The following is a 19,955-nucleotide window of genomic DNA, read 5'->3' on the forward strand; positions in this document are numbered from 1 at the left end:
TGCGGATATGAAATCGCAGTTGACTTGTCAACTACCTCGCCACGGTGGGGAAAACTATAGTTTGCGACAGGCGCGGGTGGGATCGGCGGAGCAAAATTTGCTAGCGTCCGGCGCCATGACGATCCAGCAGCCCATTACCGCCCCAGAACCCGCTCCCCGCGTGGAAGACACCGCAAAAGTGTCTCCCATGATGGAACAGTACCTTGAGATAAAGGCCGCCAATCCCGGCCTCTTGCTGTTCTACCGGATGGGCGATTTCTACGAGATCTTCTTCGAGGATGCGGAGGTTGCCTCGCGCGCCCTGGGCATCGTGCTGACCAAACGCGGCAAGCATCAGGGCATGGATATCCCGATGTGCGGCGTGCCGGTGGTTCGCGCCGATGATTATCTGCACCGCCTGATCTCGCTCGGCATCCGTGTCGCCGTCTGCGAACAGATGGAGGATCCGGCCGAGGCGAAGAAGCGCGGCGGCAAGAGCGTGGTTCGCCGCGACGTCGTGCGCGTGGTTACGCCGGGCACGCTGACCGAAGAAAACCTGCTCGATGCCCGGGCCAATAATTATCTGCTGGCGATTGCGCGCAGCAAGGGCTCAAGCGGTGCGGATCGCATCGGTCTGGCCTGGATCGATATTTCGACTGCCGAATTCATTGTCACCGAATGTGCGACAGGCGAACTCGGCGCGACGCTGGCGCGGATCAATCCGAACGAGGTGCTGGTTACGGATGCGCTCTACAGCGATCCTGATCTCAGCCAGTTGCTGCGCGAATTGCCGGCGGTGACGCCGCTGACCCGTGACGTGTTCGATGGTGCCACCGCCGAGCGCCGGCTGTGCGATTACTTTGCCGTCGCCACCATGGACGGCCTCAGCGCCATGTCGCGGCTGGAAGCGACCGCTGCGGCGGCGTGCGTCACCTATGTCGAGCGCACGCAAGTCGGCAAACGCGTGCCGCTGTCGCCGCCGACCCACGAAGCGGTCGGCACCACCATGGCCATCGATCCGGCGACCCGCGCCAATCTCGAACTGACGCGCACGCTATCAGGCGAGCGCAAGGGCTCGCTGCTGGATGCGATCGACTGCACAGTCACCGCCGCCGGTTCGCGCCTGCTGGCGCAGCGCCTCGCCGCGCCGCTTACCGATGAAGTGGCGATCGGCCGCCGGCTCGATGCGGTCACGAGTTTCGTATCCGACAGCGGGCTGCGCGACGATCTGCGTTCGGCCCTGAAGTCTGCGCCTGATATGTCGCGCGCACTGGCGCGGCTTTCGGTCGGCCGCGGCGGTCCGCGCGATCTCGCCTGCCTGCGCGATGGTGTGCTTGCCGCCGATCAGGTGCTGACGCGCCTCGGCGCCATCGACAACCTGCCGGCCGATATCACCGCCGCCATGACCGGCCTGCGCCGGCCATCGCGCGAACTCGCGGCGACCTTCGCCCGCGCACTGGCCGACGATCTTCCGCTGCTAAAGCGCGACGGCGGCTTCGTGCGCGAAGGCTTCGAGCCGGTGCTCGACGAGACCCGCAATCTGCGCGATGCCTCGCGCCTCGTGGTTGCCGCGATGCAGGCGCGCTATGCCGATGACACCGGCGTGAAGGGCCTCAAGATCCGTCACAACAATGTGCTCGGCTATTTCGTCGAAGTCACCGCGCAGCATGGCGACAAGTTGATGCAGGCGCCGCTGAACGCGACCTTCATCCATCGCCAGACGCTGGCAGGGCAGGTGCGTTTCACCACCTCCGAACTCGGCGAGATCGAAGCCAAGATCGCCAATGCCGGCGACCGCGCGCTCGGGCTCGAGCTCGAAATCTTCGAACGGCTGTCGGCGATGGTCGCCGAGGCGTCGGAAGATCTGCGCGCTGCGGCGCATGCTTTCGCGCTGCTCGATGTCGCAACGGCTCTGGCGAAGCTGGCGGTCGATGACAACTACGTCCGCCCCGAAGTAGACAACTCGCTGTTATTCGCCATCGAGGGCGGCCGGCATCCCGTCGTCGAACAGGCGCTGCGCCGCGACGGCCAGCCGTTCATCGCCAATGCCAGCGATCTGTCGCCCGGGCCGGGGCAGAAGTCCGGCCAGATCTGGCTGATCACTGGTCCGAACATGGCCGGTAAGTCGACCTTCCTGCGCCAGAATGCGTTGATCGCACTGCTGGCGCAGATCGGCAGTTTCGTGCCGGCCTCGCGCGCGCGCATCGGCATCGTCGACCGGCTGTTCTCGCGCGTCGGCGCGGCCGACGATCTGGCGCGCGGCCGTTCGACCTTCATGGTCGAAATGGTCGAGACCGCCGTCATTCTCAATCAAGCGACCGAACGTGCGTTGGTGATCCTGGATGAAATCGGCCGCGGCACTGCGACCTTCGACGGTCTATCGATCGCCTGGGCCGCGATCGAGCATCTGCATGAGAGCAATCGCTGCCGCGCACTGTTCGCGACGCATTATCACGAGCTCACGGCGCTCTCCGCCAAGCTGCCGCGGCTGTTCAATGCCACGGTGCGGGTCAAGGAATGGCACGGCGACGTGGTGTTCCTGCACGAGGTGCTGCCGGGCTCGGCGGATCGCTCCTATGGCATTCAGGTGGCCAAGCTCGCGGGCCTGCCGCCGGCGGTAATCGCGCGCGCGAAGTCGGTGCTGGCCAAGCTTGAAGCGCAGGATCGCGGCCAGAGCGCCAAGGCGCTGATGGATGACCTGCCGCTGTTCGCGATCACCGCGCGCGCACCGGCCGAGGCGGCTCCTCCGTCGGAGGCGGAATTGCTGATGGACGCCGTGAAGGCGCTGCATCCCGACGAGATGTCGCCAAGGGAGGCGCTGGATGCGCTCTATGCGCTGAAGGCGAAACTGCCGAAGTAACATTCTCTATCGTCATGCCTGGCCTTGTGCCGGGCATCCACGCCTTGTTTCTCTGCGCCAAAGACGTGGATGGCCGGGACGAGCCCGGCCATGACGGCGTTTTACACGTAGCGCACCCGCCTGCGGCCCCACGCCCACAGGCCGAGATTCCACACCACGCAAGTCGCCAGCGCGAGGCTCAGGGCGACCACCGAGCCGAAGCGCGTGGCGGTGACATGCATCACGGCCACCGCGATACCGAAACCCATCAGGCCCCAGCCACCATTGGCGATCACGGCGGCGGTGGGCGGGCCACCGATCCGCGGATGCAGGATCAGCATCAGGCTGGTGAAGACCACGGGATAAAGTGCGAGAATGCCGCTGCCGGTCGGGCCGATGGTCGAGGACAGCGTCACCACGGTGGCGACCAGCGTTGCGACGAGAGCGGCACGCAGCGGGATGTCGTACCAGCGCCGGGTGATGAGCGGCATCCTCGCATGGCGAAACCGCGCCATCAGCGGCAGGCAGATGCCGAAGGTCACGACATTGGCCGCGATGCCGCCAAGCAAAGTCCATTCGAACTGCCGCACCAGCAGGGCGAGGGCGAACCACACCAGCACAGCGGCGCCGAGGCTGACGATCACGTTGTGGCGTTGCGCCAGCAGCACGTAAGTCAATCCGAGAAACATCGTCGCGCCATTGATCGGCAGGCTGGCCAATGCACCTTGCGCGATGAAGGCAGCGTCATGATCGAGCGCGAGAAAGACGTAGGACGGTCCCGCCGAGATCGGCAGCGTCGCTACCAACGCGCCGATCACCGGGCCGGATCGTTCGGTGATGATGGAGGCCGTGATCACGAAGGCGGCGGTGATCGCCATGCGCAAAGTGAGCGTCAGGAGGAAGGCAAGTTCGGGGGACATGGCAGCCTGACGAGAGGAGGTGCTTGGCCTCCTCTTTCTTGGTGGATCGTCCGGCCTGCTTACACCCTGTTGAGAGACACCGAAACCTTCGGGCCATGCTTGATGGTCTGGTAGACCACGCAATAACGCTCGGTCAGCTTGAGCAGCAGATCGAGCTTGTCCTGCGGCGCGTCGGTGTCGACATCGAAGCGCAGGCGGATTTCGGCAAAGCCGACCGGCGCTTCCTTGTCGACGCCGAGCGTGCCGCGGAAATCGAGATCGCCCTCGGCTGTCACATTGCCGGACTTCAGCGGAATTTCGACGGCGGTGGCCACCGACTTCAGCGTCACGCCGGCGCAAGCCACCAATGCTTCCAGCAGCATGTCGCCCGAACAGAGTTCGAGGCCGGAGCCGCCCGTGGCCGGGTGCAGGCCGGCGGCTGCGATCTGCCGGCCGGTCTCGACCTTGCAGGCGATGCCGTCATTGTCGATCGAGCCCTTGGCCTTCAGCGTAATGAAGGCAGCCTTGGGATCGGTCTTGTAGAGCTCTTTAATGGGGGCCTGGGTGGCGCGAAGCGCGGCGGCGTCCATGATATCTCTCCCTCAGATTTTGTTAGTTGCAGCTTTTATTAGCTCGCGGTGCTGTTGTCACCACCACGCGCCGACCGCCTCGGCAGGCGCGTTATCGGGCACGTTGCGATCGAGAGATCGATCCAGCGCGGTGAGCACGCGGCGCTTCACGGCTTCGAACAGCGGCGAGGCACGGTCGCGCGGACGCGCAAGGCCGACATCGATCTCGGCGAACAGCCGACCGGGCCGCGGACGCATCACCAGCACGCGGTCTGCCAGCACCACGGCTTCGTCGACATCATGCGTGACAAGGATCAGCGTCGGGCGTGTGTCGGCCCAGAGATCGAGCAGATGATCCTGCAGATCGCGGCGCGTGAAGGCGTCGAGCGCGGAGAACGGTTCATCCAGCAACAGCACCTCCGGCTGCGGTACCAATGCGCGGGCAATGGCCACGCGTTGCGCCTGCCCGCCGGATAGTTCGCGCGGCCATGCCTGTGCTTTATCCGACAGGCCGACGCGCGCCAGGGCCTGTGCGACTTTCTCGCGGCGTGCGGCGACAGGAAGCTCGGACAGTCCGAAGCCGATGTTGTCGGCGACGGTCAGCCACGGCAGCAGTCGCGGTTCCTGGAAGATGATGCCGATTTTCTCATGCGGCGCGCTGATATCGATATTGTCGATGCGGATGCTGCCGGTCGAGGCGCGATCGAGCCCGGCAACGGCGCGCAACAGTGTCGATTTTCCGCAGCCGGAGCCACCAATGATGGCGACGATCTCGCCCTGCGGGATTTGCGCGGTGAAGCGCTCCAGCGCATGGACGCCGTTGGGATAGGTCTTGCCGACCTTGTCGAGGGCGAGCATCAGGTCTCTACGCCCGGACGGAACGCATCCTGCCAGCGCAGCAGTGGCGTCGTGATCAATTCGATCAACCAGTCGGTGGTCTTGCCGAGCAGCGCGAAGATGGTGATTGCGGCGAGGATTTGCGCGGGCTTGCCGAGCTGCTGGCCGTCGATCAGGAGATAGCCGAGTCCTTCGGAAGCGCCCATGAATTCGGCCGCGACCACGAACATCCAGCCGAGCCCGAGGCCGACGCGAAGTGCAACAACATAGGCCGGCAGCACCGCAGGCAGCAGGATGCGGCGGATCATGGCGGGGCCAGAGAGGCGGAAGGTACGACCGACCTCGACGATCTTGCGATCGACCGAGAGGATCGCGCCCATCACGCCGAGATAGACCGGAAAGAACACGCCGACGGCAATCAGCGCGACCTTCGAGGTCTCGAAAATGCCGAGCCACAGGATGAACAGCGGCACCCAGGCGATCGACGGGATGGCGCGCAGCGCCTGCACGGTGGGATCGAGCAGCCGCCGCGCGATGCCCCAATAACCTGAGATAGCGCCAAGCAGCGTGCCGGCGACGACGCCAAGACCGAAGCCGGCGGCAACGCGCGACAGCGTCGTGGCGATATGGCGCCAGAGTTCGCCGCTTCGGGCGAGCTCCATGATGGTGGCAAAGACGCGCGATGGCGGCGGCACCAATCGGCCGTTCGACCAGCCGGACCAGACGGCGAGCTCCCATGCCAGCGCCAGTGTGAGCGGGAGCACAACGCCGAGCGCCGGCCGCGCGAAACGCTGCCAGCGCTTGTTGGATGCGGATTTTTCACGCGTCTCCGCTACGTCGGGTGCGGTGGTGTCGAGCGTCATGGCCATAGCTGAAGCGCGTCTCGATTTGGTTTGCAAGATACTCAAAAGCTTCACCCTCCCTTTGCGGGGAGGGGGAAGGGTGGCTTCGCAGATGCGGGAGCGTCAGCTCTTGGGCAGCGGGACCTGATCGTCGATCAGTGCATCCACCGTCGCCTTCACATCGACCTTGGCGTCGATCACGCCGGCCTGCTGCAAAGCGAGGCCTGCGGCAAGGATTGACTCGCGCTGCGGTGCGCCAATGCGGCTATGGGTCAGTTCGGTGCGTTCCTTGAGCTGCTTGTCGACCACGGCATCGGGCAGTTTGGTGACGCCGATAAAGGCCTTCTTCAGCTCGGGATAATTCTCCAGCGAATATTTGCGGGCGTCTTCATAGACGGCGAGCACGCGGCGCGCGGCATCCGGATAGTCCTTCAGAAATTGCTCGCGCACATTGAGGATGCCCCAGGTGTTGGCGTCCGGCTTGCGGAAGAACAGCTTGGCGCCGTCCTCGACCTCGGCCTGCGCCATCATCGGGTCGAGTCCGGCCCATGCATCGACGTCGCCGCGGATCAGCGCGGCCTTGCCGTCGGCATGCTGCAGCAGAACTGGCGTGATGTCCTTGTCGGTGAGGCCGGCGCCGAGCAAAGCGCGGACCAGGAAGATGTGGGGATCCGTGCCGCGGGTCACCGCGACGCGCTTGCCCTTGAGATCGGCGACGGAGGCGATCTTGGAATCTTTGCCGGTTACCAGCGCCGTCCATTCTGGACGCGAATAGACGTAGACCGACTTGATAGGGTTGCCGTTGATCTTCGCCACCAGCGCAGCGGAGCCGGCGGTCGAGCCGAAATCGATGGACCCCGCATTGAGGAATTCGAGCGCCTTGTTGGAGCCGGCCGACTGTACCCAGGTGATCTTCACGCCGTCCTTGGCGAATTCCTTCTCCAGCAGGCCGTTCTGCTTGAGGATGATCGAGACCGGATTGTAGGTCGCCCAGTCGAGCCGGATTTCCTTGAGCGGTTCGGCGGCGAAGCTAGCTCCGGGCAGCAGTGCAGCCGCAGCAATCAGACCGGCGACAGCGCGCCGTGACATCGTGAACATTCTGGTCTCTCCCTGATGAACTGTCGAAACGTGAGGTTCGAAGGCGACTTGCATCCTGCGGGCGTCATGGCACCATGCTGGGGTCGCTCTCTGTGCGAAAACGTGCTTTAATTTCAATTAGTTATGGCGTTCCGTCAACGAGAAGATATGATGCGCCAAGGACACCGCCGCGAGAACGTTGTTGCCCGGATTGCGCAAAAGGCAGCATGGACTAGCTGTGGGGCTACAATCACCGTGACAGCGCTTGCGCCGTCCGATATCCGGGTTGTTCATGGACAGCGTTGCTACACAAGACAGACCGACGACCGAAACAGACTTCGACACGACGCGGATTACCGCCGAGATCGATGCGCTTGCAGTGCAGCATCGCGGCAAGAACGATTTGTTTCGCGCCGCGGTCGCCAAGCTGCTGAAGGCCGAACTGCTCAAGGCCAGTGAAGCCGCCGAGGCCGTGTTGCTGAAGGACCGCCACGGCCGACGCTGTGCCGAGCAGCTCTGCCACGTGCAGGATGAAATCATCCGCATGCTGTTCGCCGCGGCGACGAAGCATCTCTATCATTCGCCAATCCCGTCTGGTGCCGAACGGATGGCGGTGGTCTCCACCGGTGGCTATGGCCGTGGGCTGATGGCGCCGGAATCCGACATCGATCTGTTGTTCATCCTGCCCTACAAGCAGACCGCCTGGGGCGAGCAGGTCGCCGAAGTCATTCTGTATTGCCTGTGGGACATGGGCCTGAAGGTCGGCCACGCTACGCGTTCGGTGGATGAATCGATCCGCCAGGCGCGCGGCGACATGACGATCCGCACCGCGATCCTGGAAACGCGCTTCCTCACCGGCGATCAGGCTCTCTACGACGAACTGGTCACGCGCTTCGATGCCGAAGTGGTGCAGGGCACCGCCGCGGAATTTGTCACTGCCAAGCTCGCCGAACGCGAGGAGCGCCATCGCCGTGGCGGCCAGTCGCGCTATCTGGTCGAGCCCAACGTCAAGGACGGCAAGGGCGGTCTACGCGATTTGCACACCGTGTTCTGGATCGCGAAATACGTCTATCGGGTGCGCGATAGCAAGGAGCTGGTCGCGCGCGGTGTGTTCGATCCGCAGGAATACCGCACCTTCAAGCGTTGCGAAGACTTCCTGTGGTCAGTCCGCTGCAATATCCACTTCCTGACCAAACGGCCGGAAGAGCGGCTGTCCTTCGACCTGCAGCGCGAGATTGCGGTCCGCCTCGGCTATACTTCACATCCCGGCATGCAGGACGTCGAGCGCTTCATGAAGCATTACTTCCTGATTGCCAAGGAAGTCGGCGATCTCACCGCGATCCTGTGCGCCAAGCTCGAAGACCAGCAGGCCAAGCCGGCGCCGGCGCTGACGCGCATGATGGCCAAGCTGCGGCCCGAGATGCATCGCCGCCGGCTGCCGGACAGCGATGCGTTCATCATCGACAACAACCGCATCAACCTTGCTGCGCCTGACGTGTTCAAGGAAGACCCGATCAACCTGATCCGGTTCTTCCGGTTGGCACAGAAGCACAATCTGGCGTTCCATCCTGATGCGATGCGGACCGCGACGCGCTCGCTCCGGCTGATCACGCCCGAGATCCGCGAGAACGCCGAAGCCAACGCGCTGTTCATGGAGATCCTGACCTCGGATAATGCCGAGATCGTGCTGCGGCGGATGAACGAGACCGGCGTGCTCGGTCATTTCATTCGTGCCTTCGGCCGCATCGTGTCGATGATGCAGTTCAACATGTATCATCACTATACGGTGGATGAGCATCTGCTGCGGTGTGTCGGCATCCTTCAGGAGATCGAGCGCGGCGGGAATGACGAGTTCGTTGTCGCCAGCGATCTGATGCGTAAGATCCGCCCGGAACATCGGGCGGTGATCTATATCACGGTGTTGCTGCACGACATCGCCAAGGGGCGCCCGGAGGATCACTCCATCGCCGGCGCCAAGGTCGCGCGGCGACTGTGCCCGCGGCTCGGATTCAACGCTGCCGACACCGATCTCGTTGCGTGGCTCATCGAAGAGCATCTGACGATGTCCACGGTGGCGCAGTCGCGCGACCTGTCGGATAGCAAGACCATCGAGAATTTCGCCGCCGTGGTGCAGTCGGTGGAGCAGATGAAGCTGCTCACGATCCTCACCACCGCGGATATCCGCGGCGTCGGTCCCGGCGTCTGGAACGGCTGGAAGGCGCAGCTGATCCGGACGCTGTATTACGAAACCGAGCCGGTGCTGACCGGTGGTTTCTCCGAGGTCAATCGCGCACAGCGCATCGCGTCGGCGCAGGCGGAATTCCGCCGTGCCTTCACCGAGTGGCCCGAGCAGGATCTCAACGCGTATATTCTGCGGCACTATCCGGCCTACTGGCTCAAGGTCGAGCTCGACCGCAAGATTCGCCATGCTCGTTTCCTGCGCGCATCGGAAGAGGCCGGGCACAAGCTCGCGATCAATGTCGGGTTCGATGAAGCCCGCGGCGTCACCGAGCTCACGATTCTGGCCGTCGACCACCCTTGGCTGCTGTCGATTATCGCCGGCGCATGCGCCGCAGCCGGCGCCAACATCGTCGACGCGCAGATCTACACCACGACCGATGGCCGCGCGCTGGACACCATCGCGATCTCCCGGGAATACGATCGCGATGACGACGAAGGCCGCCGTGCAACACGGATCGGCGACATGATCGAGGACGTGCTCGAAGGCAAGGTGCGGCTGCCGGAAACCGTGGCCAAGCGCGCCTCGACCAAGGGCAAGATCAGGGCCTTCACGGTGGAGCCGGAAGTTATCGTCAATAACCAGTGGTCAGATCGCTACACGGTGATCGAGGTCTCCGGCCTCGACAGGCCGGGTCTGTTGTATCAACTGACCACGGCGATATCGAAGCTCAACCTCAACATCGCTTCGGCGCATGTCGCGACCTTCGGCGAGCGCGCGCGAGACGTGTTCTACGTCACCGATTTGCTTGGAGCGCAGATCAATGCCCCGACGCGTCAGGCTGCGATCAAGCGCGCGTTGATCCATCTGCTGGCAAACGGCGATATCGCGGAGAAGCCGGCGGCTTAGGACGCCACCACGACACCCTCATGCTCCAGCAGCCAGCGTTTGCGCGCGATGCCGCCGCCATAGCCGGTGAGCGAACCGTTGGCGCCGATCAGGCGGTGGCAGGGCACGACGACACTCAGGGGATTGGCGCCATTGGCATGGCCGACCGCGCGCATCGCATTGGGCACGCCGAGTTGCGCGGCCAGCGTGCCGTAGCTGAGTGTGCTGCCTGCAGGGATTTTTCGTAGTGCCGTCCAGATGCGGTTCTGAAACGGCGTGCCGGGGATGTGGCAGGTGATGCCATCGAGCTGGTCGAGGTCGCCGTCGAAATAGCGTGAGAGTGCACTGCGGATCTCGGATGGTGCCGAGTTCTCGGTCAGTTCGACCGTCCCATAGTAACGACGCAGCAAAGTCAGCAAGCGCTCTTCGTAATCGATCCAGTCGAGTGCGCAGAGTGCGCCACCGTGGTTCGTCACCAGCAGCGCGATGCCGATCGGGGTGTCGAGCCGGTCGAGAGTGAGTGGGGTGGGCTGCTTCGCCATGGCGATGTTGCGCTCATCAAATGGAAACGCCGACCGTAGGTGTAGCCACGGTCGGCGTCATTCCGATTTCCGACAAGTGAGCCGCGAATTATTCCGGCTTCGGCTCGTGCGACATGCGCTCGAGGCGTTCCTGCATTTCCTTCATCTGGCGACGCAGGTCATCCATAGTGTCGGCAGGCTCAGCGGTCGGCTCCGGCGCCTTTTCCGGCTCCGGCGACGCAGCGCCGCCGCGCGGCGGCACGAACGGCTTGAACATCGCGAAGGTCTGCTGAAACAATTCCATGTTGCGACGAACGGTTTCCTCAAGTGGCGCGAACGGCGTCATGCTGAACGTGTTCGTCATCTGCTTGCGGAATTTCTCCTGCTCGCGCGTCAGGCTGTCGATGGACTGCTCGAGATACTTCGGCACCACCATCTGCATGCTGTCGCCATAGAAGCGGATCAACTGGCGCAGGAAAGTGGTTGGCAGGAGATTCTGGCCAGCCTTGTTTTCCTGTTCGAAGATGATCTGGGCCAGCACTGAGCGGGTAATATCGTCGCCGGTCTTGGCGTCATAGACGAGAAAATCCTCGCCGTCCTTTACCATCGCAGCGAGATCTTCAAGCGTCACGTAAGTGCTTGTTCCGGTATTATAAAGCCGGCGGTTCGCATATTTTTTGATTGTCGTGGGTTGATCTGATTTCGCCATGGGGCTCACACATACGGACCGAGGACAGGGAACCTTACGGCAGCGCGCCATAAGGTTGTCGAACAACGCAATGCAATAAAGTAAGCACTTTCAAAGGGGCTCGGCTACCGTTTTGTGCGTCACGGTTAAAATGGCAGCAGTCTTGTGCTATGCAAAGCGACATCCGTGCCATTTTGCGTGCGTTGCGGCCGTAATTTGGCTTCTGACCAATTGACAGTCCAACCCTCAGTTAACAGGATAGTTTGCAACGCGGCCCCCGCCATCCTGGCTCTGACCGTCGAAAAAACCTCAACAACAGGAGATGTCCATGTCAGACGATGTCGTCATCGTCAGCGCTGCCCGCACACCCGTCGGCAGCTTCAACGGCGCTTTCGCGACCATGCCGGCGCATGATCTCGGCGCCATTGCCATCAAGGCGGCGCTAGAGCGCGGCAAGATCGATCCGGCCCGCGTCTCCGAAGTCATCATGGGACAGATCCTCACTGCTGCGCAGGGCCAGAACCCCGCGCGTCAGGCCTCGATTGCTGCCGGCCTGCCGGTGGAAACTTCGGCCTGGGGCGTCAACATGCTGTGCGGCTCCGGCCTGCGCACGGTCGCGCTCGGCTATCAGGCGTTGCTCAATGGTGATTCGGAAATCGTCGTTGCCGGCGGTCAGGAATCCATGAGCATGGCCCCGCATGCGCAATATCTGCGCGGTGGCGTGAAGATGGGTCCGGTGGAATTCGTCGACACCATGATCAAGGACGGTCTGTGGGATGCCTTCAACGGCTATCACATGGGTAACACCGCCGAGAACGTGGCAAAGCAGTACCAGATCACGCGCCAGCAGCAGGACGAGTTCGCTGTTGCATCGCAGCAGAAAGCGGAAGCTGCGCAGAAGGCTGGCAAGTTCAAGGACGAGATCGTTCCGGTCACAATCAAGGGCCGCAAGGGCGACGTCATCGTCAGCGATGACGAATATCCGCGCCACGGCGCCACCATCGAGGCGATGGCCAAGTTGCGCCCGGCCTTCGAGAAGGACGGTACCGTCACTGCCGGCTCGGCATCGGGCATCAATGACGGCGCTGCTGCCGTGGTGCTGATGACCGCCAAGCAGGCTGCCAAGGAAGGCCTCAAGCCGCTTGCCCGCATCGTGTCGTGGGGGCAGGCCGGTGTCGATCCGAAGATCATGGGCACTGGCCCGATCCCGGCATCGCGCGCTGCGCTGAAGAAGGCCGGCTGGACCATTAACGATCTCGACCTGATCGAAGCCAATGAAGCTTTTGCTGCGCAGGCTTGCGCCGTGAACAAGGACCTCGGCTGGGATACGTCGAAGGTTAACGTCAACGGTGGCGCGATCGCGATCGGTCATCCGGTGGGTGCATCCGGTGCGCGTGTTCTCGTTACGCTGTTGCACGAGATGGAAAAGCGCGACGCGAAGAAAGGCCTCGCCACGCTGTGCATCGGCGGCGGCATGGGCATCGCGATGTGCATCGCACGCGACTAATCCTTACGCGTCGCGTGCCGAAAACATCGGCTCGCGCGTGCACTGCACACACTGCTACAACAAAATGCCCGGCGCTTTGCGTCGGGCATTTTCGCTTGATGGTCCAATTCTGCTTGATGTTCAGCGTATCGCGAGATTAATTCGAAGCTATAACTACAAAAGAGATTGGTGGAGGGATCGATCATGGCGCGCGTTGCATTGGTGACCGGGGGAACACGAGGGATCGGCGCTGCAATCAGCAAGGCTTTGAAGATTGCGGGATACAGCGTCGCGGCAAGCTATGCCGGCAATGATGCCGCCGCCGAGAAATTCAAAAGCGAGACGGGTATAGGCACCTACAAGTGGGATGTCGGTTCGTTCGATGAATGCGCCGCCGGCGTGAAAAAGGTCGAGGCCGATCTGGGGCCGGTGGAAGTGCTGGTCAACAATGCCGGTATCACCATGGATGGCGCATTCCACAAGATGACACCGGAACAGTGGAACAAGGTGGTTAACACCAATCTCGGTTCGCTGTTCAACATGACTCGTCAGGTGATCGAGGGTATGCGCGAACGTAAGTTCGGCCGTGTCATCAACATTTCATCGATCAACGGGCAGAAGGGCCAATTCGGCCAGGTCAACTATTCTGCCGCCAAGGCCGGCGACATCGGCTTCACCAAGGCGCTGGCGCTGGAGAATGCCAAGCTCGGTATCACCGTGAACGTGATCTGCCCGGGCTACATCAACACCGAGATGGTGCAGGCCGTGCCACTCGCCGTGCTTGAGAAGAGCATCCTGCCGCAGATCCCGGTCAATCGCCTCGGCGAGCCCGAAGAAATTGCGCGCGCCGTCGTGTTCCTGGCGGCCGACGAGTCCGGCTTCTTCACTGGCTCGACCATGACCATCAATGGCGGGCAATATCACGCGTAACGGGCCTCGAAGCTCGGACCTCATCCTGAGGAACACGCCCTTGCGGGCGTCTCGAAGGATGTGCGACATGCGCCGCCGCGTTTCTGGCCTTCGCCGTACATCGCTTTACGGAGACGCCGTATGGCCATCGAGTCCGCTGGTATGGGCGGCGATCATCGTGCTCGGTGCCGCCTCCTATGCGACGCCGCTGCTATCAACGGCGCTCCTGATTCTGGCCGGCTTCGCGCAGGCGAGCGCGAATATTGCTTCCGCGGCAGCATTGATCGCAGCGAAGGATATGATCTGGAAGCCGGGCTAGTCGGGCTTCCAGCCCTTCGGTGCCAACTCAAACGTCGCGAAATCGAAACCCGGTGCCACGGTGCAGCCGACCAGCGTCCAGTCGCCAGTGGTGGAGGCGGCCTGCCAGGCATGCGGTGGGACAATGCCTTGCGGCTCTTGTCCAGCGGTGACGTCCGGCCCGAGCGTGATCGTCCGCTGGCCAGTGTCGTTGGCGATTTCCAGCGTGAGCGGAGCACCCGCATGATAGTGCCAGATCTCGACGGCATCGATGCGATGCCAGTGCGAGCGTTCGCCACGCGCCAGCAGAAAATAGATTGCCGTCGAAGCCGCCCGCCCGTTTACGTCTACGCGACTGTCGCGAAACGTCTCGCGATAGTGGCCGCCTTCGGGATGCGGCTGCAGGCCGAGCGTCGCGATGATCTCGGCTGCAGTTGACGTCTTGCCTGTCATCAGGACTTGTTCTTGCGTTCACGGAGTTCGCCGAACACGTCGTCCTCGCTGAATCCCTTGAGGCGGACGGCGGCGGCGATGGCCGGATCGTCGGCGCGCAGAAACACGTTGGTCTTCTTCTCAAGCCCGAGCAGAACGGGGATGGTCGGCTTGCCGACGGCACGTAGCTGCGTCACTTCGTCGGCGCGGGCCTTCAACGCTTCGTTGTTGGCATCGATGCCGAGGCAGAACTTGACGTTGGCCGCGGTGTATTCGTGACCGCAATAGACACGGTAGTCGTCCGGCAACGTGCGCAGCTTCTTCAGCGATTGCCACATCATCGGATAGGTGCCCTCGAACACCCGGCCGCAGCCGCCGGAAAACAGCGTATCGGCCGAGAACAGCGCCAGCTCGCTGTCGAACACGTAACAGATATGGTCGAGCGTATGGCCGGGGGTCTCGAACACCCGTGCGGTTAGCGCGCCGACCTGCACGGTATCGCCTTCGGCGACGCGGACGTCGACTTCAGGAATTGCCGTGCCCTGATCGTGCGGCGCTGTGACCTTGCAGCCGTAGGTCTTCTTCAGCTCGGCGATGCCGCCGACGTGGTCGGCATGGTGATGCGTCACCAGAATATCCGTGAGCTTCCAGCCTTCGCGCTGCAGCACCTTCATGATCGGGCCGGCCTCCGGCGCGTCGATCGCGGCGGTCTTCAGGCTCTGCGGATCATGAATCAGGTAGCCGAAATTGTCGGACAGGCAGGGGAACACACGAATTTCAGCAGCCATGATAACTCCGTTGGATCGCGTCGTGATGCGCTCGCACGTACGTGCGGCAAATTGATGGGGATGAATATGGGCGATGCATGACGGTCAGCGCGGTGTCACACATTGGCGCGCGGGCTGTCCGGCAATCTGCAGCGTGATGGTGGTCTGGCCCTTGCCGGCAATCCCGACATTGCCTTCGCCGTAGCGGAAGCCCGAGCCGGATCTCTGGATCGGCATGCGGAGCGTTTCGCCATTGGGATAGAACCGTCGCCGGATTGGCCTCGGCGGAGAGTGGCGCGAGTGCTGCCACGGCCAGACCCGCAGCCGTCGCCGCCGTCCTTGTGATCGTTTGACCTCGGCGTGACAGCATTTTTGTCTCTCCTGCAACGACGTCGCGGCGCCTGTTTCTTCGAATAGGCCGCAGCCGGGCCGGCCTTGTCAATTGGTGCAACTCACCGCCCGCGATGGCCTGGATATCTGGCGTTAACGCTGCCCCGGCAATGCGCGATTCGGGGGATCGTGGGCGGCCGCAACGTGTTAGAAAGTCATCATGACCATCGATGTGATCGATCTCCGGGATTTCTATTCGCGCCGCCTCGGTATCGTGGCGCGGCGGTTGATCAATCGCGGTATTCAGGCGCATTGGCCCGACGCGGAGGGTCAGCGTGTGCTCGGTCTGGGGTACCCCACACCGTATCTCGGCCTTTTCCGGGAGAATTCCGAACGGTGCATCGCCTTCATGCCGGCGGCGCAGGGGGTGCTGAAATGGCCGACGGCAAAGCCCGCGCTGGCCACACTGGTCGACGAATTCTCGCTGCCGCTGCCGGATGCCGCCGTCGATCGCATCATCCTGGTGCACGCCCTGGAAATGTCCGACGATCCCGAAGGTTTGCTCCGCGAGGTTTGGCGCGTGCTCGCGCCGTCCGGTCGGTTGATGGCGGTGATTCCGAATCGCCGGGGCGTCTGGACCCGCACCGACTCGACGCCGTTCGGTCACGGCCGCCCCTATTCGCGCTCGCAAATCACGCAGTTGCTACGACAGACTTGGTTTACGCCGACGGCGTGGAGTGAGGCGCTATTCATGCCGCCGGTGGGCATGGGCTGGTTTCTGCGCTCGGCAATGGCCTGGGAGCGAATCGGCGCGGCGCTGTCGATGCCGTTTGCCGGCGTGCATATCGTCGAGGCCACCAAACAGGTCTATCGCGCGATCCCCGCCAAGCGCGAACGCACGCGGCTGATTCCGGCGTTGCAGCCGGTGCTGGTGCCGACCTCCGGGATGCGGCGCGACGATGAGACGGATCATCTTGGCGAGGCCGAGCCGCACTCACGCTGAGCGCTATTTTTCCGCGAGCGGATGCAGGTCGCGGACCAGGCTCTTGAGCCGCTCTTCCACCACATGGGTGTAGATCTGCGTCGTCGAAATATCGGTATGACCGAGCAGCGTCTGCACGATGCGAAGATCGGCGCCGTTATGCAGCAAATGGCTGGCGAAGGCGTGGCGCAGCACGTGCGGCGAGACCAGCCGCGGCGCGATGCCGGATGCAGCCGCGAGTTCTTTCAGGTCGCGCGCGAAATGCTGTCGGGTGAGATGGCCGCTCTCGCCAAAAGACGGAAACAGCCACTTCGAGGCTGCACTCTTTTTTGGTTGAGCCTTCTGCAACTCGGCCATCGCGGCGAGATATTCGGCCATCGCCTGTTTGGCAGTTTCGTTGAGCGGCACCAGCCGCTCCTTGTTGCCCTTGCCGCGCACCACGATCATGCGGGCATCGCGGCGCGCCGCGGTGAGCGGTAGCGAGACCAGCTCGGAGACGCGAAGCCCGGTGGCGTAGAGCACTTCGAGCAGACAATAGAGCCGGGCATCGCGCAGCCGCTGCTGCGCTGAGGCTTCGGTATTCTGTGCCTGCGCCCGCGCCTGCACAAGCATGCGGTCGACGTCTGCGATCGACAGTACCTTGGGCAGGCTGCGGCCGCGCTTCGGGCCCGTCAGGATGGCGGCCGGGTCGTCGCTACGGATTTTTTCGCTGAGCAGAAAGCGAAACAGATGCCGTATGGCGGACAGCCGCCGCGCCACGGTGGTCGATTTGAAGCTGCGCTCGTCGAGGTCTTCCAGGTAGTCGCGCAGCAGCTGGGTGTCGGCTGCCATGAAGCTGGATTTCGCTCCGGTGGCGAATTCGGAGAAATCTTCGAGGTCGCGGCGATAGGCGTCCAGTGTATTGACGCCAGCACCTTGTTCGGCGGCGAGCATGTCGAGGAACAGATTGGAGAGCTTGGCGTCTGAGGAAGTGGTCATGTGCCATCATAACCCATGATCCGGGCAGCAGCAGCGGTTTTCACTGGCTGCAGCAACCCGGAGCGAATGCAGATCCACAAAGATCAGACAAGCTGTGTGATCGATGTGGCCTGCGACCAGATCACCATCCACTGCCGGTCACGCATTTCATAAGCATCGGTGTGCCAATAGTCGCCTGGCGGGACCTTGTGGCCCCCGAAAACCACCTCAATGCGGGCGCGATATCGGATCACGGCACTCGTGCCATACAGCCGTACGGCGATGTCACCGGGCATCCATGTTAGGTACTTGATGTGGCCACCTGCAACGGCACCAAGATATTCGGCTTTTGACAATGCCGCGCCGATCGGCGTGATAAGCTGGAAGTCTGCGGCGTGCAGCGGCTCGGCCGCTGCCATGTCGGCGCTCACAAGCGCACGAAGCCGCGCGCGTTCGATGCCCCGGATATCTTCAGCGTCCGGGTGCTCTTTCGGGGCGACGATGGATGAGGTCATAGGTTGGTTCCGTTGTTGTGCATTGTGGGAATTCAGGAGGCCGCGAGCAGGCCGTGGTCGATCAGGCTTTGTGCACTGGCGCGAATGGCCTCGTCGGCGGACCTTGGTTGCCAATCCAGCATTCGCCGTGCCTTCGCGGCACTGACACTCAGATCTACGTCGAGTTCATGGACGATCATGCGCGACCGTGCGTTGAACGGCGCCATTGCCTTGATCATCCAGTTAGGCACTTCGCCCGAGGGCAGAACCGGCGCATAATTCGGAAATGACTGCGCCAGTACGGCAGCCATGTCGCGCATCCATAGAAACTGCCCGGCAGCGATGAAGCGCTGACCTGACGCATCCGGATGGGTCATCGCCTTGATATGTGCATCAGCCACATCGCGGACATCGACCACCGCGATGCCGAAGCGCGGCACACGTTTGAGCTTGCCGCTCATCATCTGCTGAACCAGCCCGATTGACGTGCCGTAATTCGGACCTAGCAGAGGTCCGAAAATGATGCCGGGATTGATGACGGCGAGATCCAGTCCGGTTTCCGCAGCAAAGGCCCATGCCACCCGTTCGGCCAGCGTCTTGGATTTATAGTAGGGCGTTGCCCGCTCGCCCGTCGGATCGGTCCAGTTATCTTCGGTATACGGCGCCTTGCCGCTCCCGTGATTGGTGGCCGCGATTGAGGACGTCAGCACAACCCGCGTCACGCCTGCGCGATGCGCGGCACGTAGCACCCGTAACGCGCCGTCCCGCGCGGGTTGGATCAGTTCATTTTCATCCTTGGGAAGGCCTGCCGGAAACGGCGATGCCGTGTGGATCACATAGCTGCAGCCTGTGGCGGCGGCATCCCATCCGATGTCGGAGCAGAGGTCGGCTTCGACGAAACTGAGCGAGTGCGAGTCGGTTGGCGCCCCACAGATCTGCTTCGCGATCCCGTCGCAGTCGCTCATGCGACGAACGCTACCGCGGACAGCGTAGCCCTTGGCCAGCAACTGCCGGGCGATATGTCCGCCCAGAAAGCCGCCGATGCCCGTGACAAGAACAATGGTCTCTCGATTGCCGACCGATCCCGAATGCATGTTCGCTCCTGTCCCCTGTGGAATTTGCGAATTGGACAATTGGACTATTGTTGTCTAATTGTCTTTTGACCCTTTGGACACGAACTGTCAATCTGTCTGAATGAGCGAACGAGATGCCAAATCCGATCACATTCTGGATGCTGCGCTGCCGGTGTTCGTCCGCCATGGTTTTCGCAAGGCGTCCATGGCCGACATCGCGCGTGCGGCAGGAATTTCGCGGGCGTCGCTCTATCTGAGCTTCAACAGCAAGGAAGATCTGTTTCGGGCGGGCTCGACGCGCGCCCATGCGCGGACCATGCGCGATGTCGAGGCGGCACTCTCAGGCGATGGGGACGTGTTCGGCCGCATCGAGACGGCGATGGCCGTGTTTCAGCGCCAACTGATCGCCCCTTTTGCGGGCAGCGCCGACGCCATTAAACTGTTCGACGTTAATATGGTTCTGGCCAAGGATATCACGCTCGCCGCGCGGGCCCGGCTGGTCGCTCTGCTGGCGCAGGCGCTGAGCGATGCCGAGACCGCGGGCATGGTCAATCTCGGCTCGTTGCAAGCCAGACCCGCCGACGTTGCGGGAGTCATTGTCGCCGCGATCGATGGCATCAAGCACGCGGAGGGAGCCGGTCCGAAATTCGCGGAGGACATGCAGCTCTTCATGCGCTTGCTGCGCGCAGCTATTTCTTGAGAAACTTGTCCGGCTGGATAGTGACCGTCATGTCCCGTGGCTTCGGATTGACGAAATTGGCCAGCGCGAAGATGACGCCATAGACCACGCCGACGATCACCGCGACGACCGTCAAAAAGCGGAACAGGCTGGGCATGATCAGGGAACTCGGCGGCGAAATGGGCGATTCGTTCCGCCGGTGGCGGTCACCCTGTCCGGATACAGACTGCA

At 62.6% G+C, this 19,955-nt stretch carries 20 protein-coding genes and 1 pseudogene; 7 read left to right on the plus strand and 14 right to left on the minus strand.

All coding sequences use genetic code 11. The annotated features are described in order from the left end of the window. Window positions 1-115 precede the first annotated feature (115 nt). Window positions 116-2,839 (plus strand): DNA mismatch repair protein MutS, encoded by a 2,724-nt coding sequence (gene mutS / locus AB7783_RS27275; protein WP_441279772.1) that lies wholly within the window; start codon window positions 116-118, stop codon window positions 2,837-2,839. A 101-nt stretch (window positions 2,840-2,940) separates the two neighbouring features. Here mutS and AB7783_RS27280 read toward each other — a convergent pair whose 3' ends face one another. From AB7783_RS27280 to AB7783_RS27300, 5 genes are all read right to left on the minus strand, one after another. Further along, window positions 2,941-3,738 (minus strand): hypothetical protein, encoded by a 798-nt coding sequence (locus AB7783_RS27280; RefSeq protein WP_441279336.1) that lies wholly within the window; start codon window positions 3,736-3,738, stop codon window positions 2,941-2,943. Between the two features lie 59 nt (window positions 3,739-3,797). After that, window positions 3,798-4,307 (minus strand): OsmC family protein, encoded by a 510-nt coding sequence (locus AB7783_RS27285; RefSeq protein WP_089262662.1) that lies wholly within the window; start codon window positions 4,305-4,307, stop codon window positions 3,798-3,800. Between the two features lie 57 nt (window positions 4,308-4,364). Further along, window positions 4,365-5,144 carry an ABC transporter ATP-binding protein gene (locus tag AB7783_RS27290; protein WP_441279337.1) on the minus strand — a complete coding sequence of 260 codons (780 nt, stop codon included), beginning with the start codon at window positions 5,142-5,144 and terminating at the stop codon, window positions 4,365-4,367. Continuing rightward, window positions 5,144-5,992 carry an ABC transporter permease gene (locus AB7783_RS27295; protein ID WP_441279338.1) on the minus strand — a complete coding sequence of 283 codons (849 nt, stop codon included), beginning with the start codon at window positions 5,990-5,992 and terminating at the stop codon, window positions 5,144-5,146. The genes AB7783_RS27290 and AB7783_RS27295 overlap by 1 nt, the downstream gene beginning before the upstream one ends. 96 nt (window positions 5,993-6,088) lie before the next feature. Then, the gene (locus AB7783_RS27300; RefSeq protein WP_231078207.1) at window positions 6,089-7,063 is read right to left on the minus strand and encodes an aliphatic sulfonate ABC transporter substrate-binding protein; all 975 of its coding nucleotides are present in this window, start codon (window positions 7,061-7,063) and stop codon (window positions 6,089-6,091) included. Window positions 7,064-7,334: 271 nt separating this feature from the next. Between AB7783_RS27300 and AB7783_RS27305 the strand changes: the two genes are divergently transcribed. Further along, window positions 7,335-10,130 (plus strand): [protein-PII] uridylyltransferase, encoded by a 2,796-nt coding sequence (locus AB7783_RS27305; RefSeq protein WP_093759686.1) that lies wholly within the window; start codon window positions 7,335-7,337, stop codon window positions 10,128-10,130. Here AB7783_RS27305 and AB7783_RS27310 read toward each other — a convergent pair. Further along, complete coding sequence (locus AB7783_RS27310) at window positions 10,127-10,651, minus strand: methylated-DNA--[protein]-cysteine S-methyltransferase (RefSeq protein WP_439057075.1); 525 nt, start codon at window positions 10,649-10,651, stop codon at window positions 10,127-10,129. The genes AB7783_RS27305 and AB7783_RS27310 overlap by 4 nt on opposite strands. A gap of 88 nt (window positions 10,652-10,739) precedes the next feature. Further along, window positions 10,740-11,339: a polyhydroxyalkanoate synthesis repressor PhaR gene (phaR, locus tag AB7783_RS27315; RefSeq protein WP_089262652.1), complete on the minus strand. Its 600-nt coding sequence runs from the start codon at window positions 11,337-11,339 to the stop codon at window positions 10,740-10,742. A gap of 307 nt (window positions 11,340-11,646) precedes the next feature. On the opposite strand from phaR, the gene AB7783_RS27320 reads away from it, so the two are divergent. The 3 genes and pseudogenes from AB7783_RS27320 to AB7783_RS27330 all read left to right on the plus strand — a co-directional run. Next, window positions 11,647-12,825 (plus strand): acetyl-CoA C-acetyltransferase, encoded by a 1,179-nt coding sequence (locus AB7783_RS27320; protein WP_089262650.1) that lies wholly within the window; start codon window positions 11,647-11,649, stop codon window positions 12,823-12,825. Window positions 12,826-13,008: 183 nt separating this feature from the next. Next, window positions 13,009-13,734: an acetoacetyl-CoA reductase gene (gene phbB, locus AB7783_RS27325; protein WP_068732968.1), complete on the plus strand. Its 726-nt coding sequence runs from the start codon at window positions 13,009-13,011 to the stop codon at window positions 13,732-13,734. A gap of 71 nt (window positions 13,735-13,805) precedes the next feature. Continuing rightward, window positions 13,806-14,032 (plus strand): annotated as a pseudogene (locus tag AB7783_RS27330) (EamA family transporter); the annotation flags it as partial. Here the strand turns inward: AB7783_RS27330 and AB7783_RS27335 are convergent. The 3 genes from AB7783_RS27335 to AB7783_RS27345 all read right to left on the minus strand — a co-directional run bounded on the left by AB7783_RS27335 (window position 14,029) and on the right by AB7783_RS27345 (window position 15,446). Beyond that, window positions 14,029-14,463 carry a cupin domain-containing protein gene (locus AB7783_RS27335; protein ID WP_439079254.1) on the minus strand — a complete coding sequence of 145 codons (435 nt, stop codon included), beginning with the start codon at window positions 14,461-14,463 and terminating at the stop codon, window positions 14,029-14,031. The pseudogene AB7783_RS27330 and the gene AB7783_RS27335 overlap by 4 nt on opposite strands. Then, the gene (gene gloB / locus AB7783_RS27340; protein WP_439079255.1) at window positions 14,463-15,230 is read right to left on the minus strand and encodes a hydroxyacylglutathione hydrolase; all 768 of its coding nucleotides are present in this window, start codon (window positions 15,228-15,230) and stop codon (window positions 14,463-14,465) included. The genes AB7783_RS27335 and gloB overlap by 1 nt, the downstream gene beginning before the upstream one ends. 84 nt (window positions 15,231-15,314) lie before the next feature. Next, the gene (locus tag AB7783_RS27345; protein ID WP_441279339.1) at window positions 15,315-15,446 is read right to left on the minus strand and encodes a hypothetical protein; all 132 of its coding nucleotides are present in this window, start codon (window positions 15,444-15,446) and stop codon (window positions 15,315-15,317) included. Between the two features lie 313 nt (window positions 15,447-15,759). On the opposite strand from AB7783_RS27345, the gene AB7783_RS27350 reads away from it, so the two are divergent. Continuing rightward, window positions 15,760-16,542, plus strand: a complete 783-nt coding sequence (locus AB7783_RS27350; protein ID WP_089262642.1) for a class I SAM-dependent methyltransferase — start codon at window positions 15,760-15,762, stop codon at window positions 16,540-16,542. A gap of 3 nt (window positions 16,543-16,545) precedes the next feature. Here AB7783_RS27350 and xerD read toward each other — a convergent pair whose 3' ends face one another. The 3 genes from xerD to AB7783_RS27365 form a co-directional block, all read right to left on the minus strand. Next, window positions 16,546-17,499, minus strand: coding sequence for a site-specific tyrosine recombinase XerD (gene xerD / locus AB7783_RS27355; protein WP_441279340.1), 954 nt, complete (start codon window positions 17,497-17,499; stop codon window positions 16,546-16,548). An 83-nt stretch (window positions 17,500-17,582) separates the two neighbouring features. Beyond that, window positions 17,583-17,993: a nuclear transport factor 2 family protein gene (locus tag AB7783_RS27360; RefSeq protein ID WP_441279341.1), complete on the minus strand. Its 411-nt coding sequence runs from the start codon at window positions 17,991-17,993 to the stop codon at window positions 17,583-17,585. Window positions 17,994-18,025: 32 nt separating this feature from the next. Then, a complete protein-coding gene (locus AB7783_RS27365; RefSeq protein WP_441279342.1) occupies window positions 18,026-19,066 on the minus strand; it encodes an SDR family oxidoreductase in 1,041 nt (346 codons plus the stop codon). Window positions 19,067-19,166: 100 nt separating this feature from the next. Between AB7783_RS27365 and AB7783_RS27370 the strand changes: the two genes are divergently transcribed. Next, the gene (locus AB7783_RS27370) at window positions 19,167-19,745 is read left to right on the plus strand and encodes a TetR/AcrR family transcriptional regulator (RefSeq protein ID WP_441279343.1); all 579 of its coding nucleotides are present in this window, start codon (window positions 19,167-19,169) and stop codon (window positions 19,743-19,745) included. Here the strand turns inward: AB7783_RS27370 and AB7783_RS27375 are convergent. Continuing rightward, window positions 19,735-19,881 carry a histidine kinase gene (locus AB7783_RS27375; RefSeq protein ID WP_089262632.1) on the minus strand — a complete coding sequence of 49 codons (147 nt, stop codon included), beginning with the start codon at window positions 19,879-19,881 and terminating at the stop codon, window positions 19,735-19,737. The genes AB7783_RS27370 and AB7783_RS27375 overlap by 11 nt on opposite strands. Window positions 19,882-19,955 lie beyond the last annotated feature (74 nt).

This window comes from Tardiphaga sp. 172_B4_N1_3 (genome assembly GCF_052076035.1).
Lineage (GTDB): Bacteria > Pseudomonadota > Alphaproteobacteria > Rhizobiales > Xanthobacteraceae > Tardiphaga > Tardiphaga robiniae.